At 70.1% G+C, this 4,519-nt stretch carries 4 protein-coding genes; 2 read left to right on the plus strand and 2 right to left on the minus strand.

The window, feature by feature from the left end; translation table 11 throughout:
* Window positions 1-251: 251 nt before the first annotated feature.
* Together gluQRS and G6038_RS30255 are read right to left on the minus strand one after the other, a co-directional pair.
* Window positions 252-1,175: a tRNA glutamyl-Q(34) synthetase GluQRS gene (gluQRS, locus tag G6038_RS30250; RefSeq protein WP_165042552.1), complete on the minus strand. Its 924-nt coding sequence runs from the start codon at window positions 1,173-1,175 to the stop codon at window positions 252-254.
* Window positions 1,176-1,229: 54 nt separating this feature from the next.
* Window positions 1,230-2,132, minus strand: a complete 903-nt coding sequence (locus G6038_RS30255; RefSeq protein WP_165042554.1) for a LysR family transcriptional regulator — start codon at window positions 2,130-2,132, stop codon at window positions 1,230-1,232.
* Between the two features lie 123 nt (window positions 2,133-2,255).
* Between G6038_RS30255 and G6038_RS30260 the strand changes: the two genes are divergently transcribed.
* On the plus strand, window positions 2,256-3,641 hold the full coding sequence (locus G6038_RS30260) for an MFS transporter (protein WP_165042556.1): 1,386 nt from the start codon (window positions 2,256-2,258) through the stop codon (window positions 3,639-3,641).
* A complete protein-coding gene (locus G6038_RS30265) occupies window positions 3,638-4,375 on the plus strand; it encodes a 3-hydroxybutyrate dehydrogenase (protein ID WP_165042558.1) in 738 nt (245 codons plus the stop codon). The genes G6038_RS30260 and G6038_RS30265 overlap by 4 nt, the downstream gene beginning before the upstream one ends.
* The last annotated feature ends 144 nt before the right edge of the window (window positions 4,376-4,519 follow it).

The raw sequence follows: 4,519 nt of genomic DNA on the forward strand, positions 1-4,519 counted from the left end.
CTGCGGGGGGTTGGGTTCGCCGCCCTGGTTGTTGGGCTCTTTGCTGGGGTCGTAACCGCCGGTCGTCATCGGATCCTTCTCGGTGGGGAGGGTGGAGCCAATCGCGTTGTCGACTGCGCACACTACGTCCGACGCGCCCGAATTGCACGATCACCGGAACTTCCGCGAGCCGGACGACCGGCGCGAAACGGACCACGCGGCGGTGCCGGCCGCGCGGACCCCGGCGGGCTGTCGCGCTGCACCGATACCGGTCACCAGCTGCCGTCGTACACCCACGGCTCCCGGGGGAGCCGGGACGGATCCCATCGTTCGAGCAGCAGTTCCGGCGTGACGGGCTCGTCCTTGTCCGCCAGGTCGAGCGAGACCGCGATCCGGCTCAGCACGTCGGCCGCGGTGTGGCCCAGCGCCGCCTGGTCGGTGAGCGTCACGGCACCGTCACGCTTGGCGAGGCGTTTGCCGTGCACGTTCAGCGCCAGCGGCACGTGCGCGTAGGTGGGTACCGGAAGCCCGAGCAGCGCCGCGAGATAGGCCTGCCGCGGTGCCGAGGTGAGCAGGTCGTCGCCGCGTACCACCTGGTCGATGCCCTGCGCCGCGTCGTCGACGACGACGGCCAGGTTGTAGGCGGGGATGCCGTCGCCGCGGCGCAGCACGAGGTCGTCGACGACACCGGTGAAGCTGCCGTGCACCACGTCCGCCACGGTGAAGGTGGAGGCGCCAGACCGCAGGCGCAGCGCGGCCGGCCGTCCCGACGCCCGTTTCGCCTCCCGCTCGGCCTCGGTGAGATTCCGGCAGGCTCCGGGATAGGCGCCCTGCGGGGCGTGCGGCGCGGACGCCGCGTGGTGGATCTCGCGTCTCGTGCAGAAGCACTCGTAGGTCAGGCCCGCGCGGGTGAGGCGGGCGATCGCGGCGTCGTAGAGGGGCAGCCGCCGCGACTGGTGGACCACCTCGTCGTCCCAGTCGAGGCCCAGCGCGGCGAGATCGGCGAGCTGACGTTCCTGCGCGCCGGGCCGGACCCGGTCCAGATCCTCGACGCGGATCAGGAACCGCCGCCCGGTGCTCCGGGCGAACAGCCACGCGAGGACCGCCGTGCGCAGGTTCCCGACGTGCAGGTCGCCCGAGGGACTCGGGGCGAACCGGCCGGCCCCCGCCCGCGTGTCCCCTGCCGAATGTGACATCTGGTCAGACTATCGAGCACGATGTCACATTCGGTCACCTGGACGCGGGGTGGATCACGCGGCGGGCCGGCCGAGCAGAACCTGGCGTTGGGCGTGCACGGTCTCGCGGATCGCCGCGACGACGGCGGCGACCTCGGGCCGGCGCAGCGTCTCCGACCGCGCCACCATCCAGTAGTTCAGCCGCGCCTCCACCTCCGCCGGCAGGATCCGCACCAGGTCGGTGTGCCGGTCGGCCATGAAGCACGGCAGCAACCCGAGTCCGGCCGCGGCGCGGGTGGCCTCGACGTGGACGAACACGTTGGTCGAACTCACCGACTCGTGCATGTCCGGGGCGATGCGACGGGCCAGGTCCAGGTCGTCGACCTGCAGCATCGAGTCGATGAAGTACACCAGGGGGTGACGGCTCAGCTCGCGCACCGTCGTCGGGGCGCCGTGTTCGGCGACGTAGTCCCGCGCCGCGTACAGGCCGAGGGTGTAGTCGGCCAGCCGGTGCGCCTCGGCGCGGTGCACCTGGGGGCGTCCCACCACCACCTCGAGGTCGAGGCCGGACCGTTGCTGCGACGCGCGGCGCGTGGCCGCGACGATCTCCACCGCCACGCCCGGGTGCCGTCGCCGCACCAGCGCACCGGCCGGGGCCGCGATATAGGCGCTGAAGCCGTCGGTCGCCGAGACCCGGACGACGCCTTCGAGCCCGCGGTCCCCGTCGGGTCCTGCCAGCCCCGCGACGGCGGCCTCGATCCGCTCGGCCGCGGCGAGAGCCGAGCGGCCGAGCTCGGTGAGCTCCCATCCGCCCGACGCGCGGGCCAGCACGCGCCCGCCGAGGCTCTTCTCCAGCGCCGAGATGCGACGGGCGATGGTCGTGTGGTTGACGCCGAGATCGTCGGCGGCCGTCGTGAAACGGCCCGTGCGGCCGACGGCCAGCAGAACCAGCAGGTCATCGGCCGACGTCGCACTCATGTGTGCATTATTGCAGATCTACTCTGCGGATCGCGTCATTGTGCATGCAGATCTGTGCATCAATACTCGGCACATGCGTTCAGAAGTGTTGCCCGTCACAGTCGAACCGAGGAGGACGAACTCATGAGCGTCGAACAGGCACGGCCCGACGGCCGCACACCGGACGAGACCCCCACCTCGGGCCTGCGCAAGGTCGTCGGCGCCTCGATGGCCGGCACCGTCGTCGAGTGGTACGAGTTCTTCCTCTACGGCACCGCCGCCACCCTGGTATTCTCCAAGGTCTTCTTCCCCGACACCGGCAACGAGCTCGACGCCATCATCGCCGCGTTCGTCACCTACGCCGTCGGCTTCGTCGCACGGCCCCTCGGCGGCGTCGTGTTCGGCCACTTCGGCGACAAGTTCGGCCGCAAGAAACTGCTGCAGACCAGCCTCGTGCTCGTCGGCGTCGCCACCTTCCTCATGGGCTGCCTGCCCACTTTCGGTGCCATCGGCTACTGGGCGCCCGCGCTGCTCGTCACGCTGCGTTTCGTCCAGGGCTTCGCTGTGGGCGGCGAGTGGGGCGGGGCGGTGCTGCTCGTCGCCGAGCACAGCCCCAACCGTTCCCGCGGCTTCTGGGCGTCGTGGCCGCAGGCCGGCGTGCCGATGGGCAATCTCGTCGCCACCGTCGTCCTGCTGGTCCTGACCACCACGCTGTCCGACGCGGCGTTCCTCTCGTGGGGCTGGCGCATCGCGTTCTGGCTGTCGGCCGTCATCGTGCTGGTCGGCTACTACATCCGCACCAAGGTCACCGACGCGCCGATCTTCCTCGAGGCCCAGCGGGAGTCGGAGCAGCTGAAGTCCAGCTCGTACAGCGTCGTCGAGGTCCTCAAGCGATACCCGCGCGGCGTGTTCACCGCCATGGGCCTGCGCTTCGCCGAGAACGTCATGTACTACCTCGTCGTCACCTTCTCGATCACCTATCTCAAGGTGGTCGTCGGTGCGGACACCTCCACCATCCTGTGGTGGATGCTCGCCGCGCACGCCGTGCACTTCGCGATCATTCCCGTCATCGGGCGCCTGTCCGACGCCTTCGGCCGCCGCCCGGTGTACATGGTCGGTGCCGTCACCGCCGGCACGTGGGGCTTCTTCGCCTTCCCGATGATGGACAGCGGGCACAACGCCCTGGTCATGTCCGCCATCGTCATCGGCCTGGTGTTCCACGCCTTCATGTACGCCGGCCAGCCCGCGATCATGGCCGAGATGTTCCCGACCCGTATGCGCTACGCGGGTGTCTCGCTCGGCTACCAGGTGACCTCCATCGTCGCCGGCTCGCTCGCGCCGATCATCGCGACCGCGCTGCTCAGCCGCTACGGCAGCGCTGTGCCCATCGCGATCTACCTGGCCGTGGCGTCGGTGGTGACGATCATCGCCGTCGTCGCCGCCCGCGAGACCAAGGGCCTCAGCCTGCGCGACGTCGATGCCGCGGATGCCCGCGCCGTCGGCGCCGAGAAGACGGCGGTGCCCGCATGAGTGCCCGCACCGCGTTGATCACCGGCGGCGCCGGCGGCATCGGGGCGGCATGCGCACGGGAACTGGCCGCCCGCGGCGTGCAGGTCACCGTCGCCGACGTCGACGAGGTCGCCGCCAAGACCCTCGCCCACGAGATCGGCGGGCAGGCGTGGGCGGTGGACCTGCTCGACACCGACCAGCTCGACGGGCTCCGGCTCGAGGTCGACATCCTCGTCAACAACGCCGGCATCCAGGTCGTCCGCCCGATCGAGGAGTTCGCCCTCACCGACTTCCGCAGGATCCAGACGCTCATGGTGGAGGCGCCCTTCCTTCTGGTGAAGGCGGCCCTGCCGCACATGTACGACCGGGGCTTCGGACGCATCGTGAACGTGTCGTCGGTGCACGGCCTGCGCGCCTCGTCCTTCAAGTCCGGATACGTCACCGCCAAGCACGCCCTCGAGGGGCTGTCGAAGGTCACGGCCCTCGAGGGCGGTCCACACGGCGTCACCAGCAACTGCGTCAACCCGGGCTATGTGCGAACGCCGTTGGTGGAGAAGCAGATCAGCGACCAGGCCCGGCTGCACGGCATCGACGAGGAGCGAGTGCTCGCCGACGTGCTGCTCACCGAGCCGGCGATCAAGCGGCTCGTCGAACCCGCGGAGGTGGCCTCCCTCGTGTCGTGGCTGGCCTCGGACGGCGCCGGCATGGTCACCGGCGCCTCCTACACGATGGACGGCGGCTGGACCGCCCGCTGACCCACCCCTCTGTGTGTGTGGCCGAATGTCACTGTGAGTATGAAGTGGTCCGGTTGATACTGGACAGGTCTGGTGCGGTGGGGGTCTGACCCTGAATGTCACTGACGTCGCGAGACTGTCCTGGCGATGATGTGTCGACCCCCG

This window comes from Rhodococcus sp. 14C212, from assembly GCF_011058195.1.
GTDB classification, from domain to species: Bacteria; Actinomycetota; Actinomycetes; order Mycobacteriales; family Mycobacteriaceae; genus Rhodococcus; species Rhodococcus aetherivorans.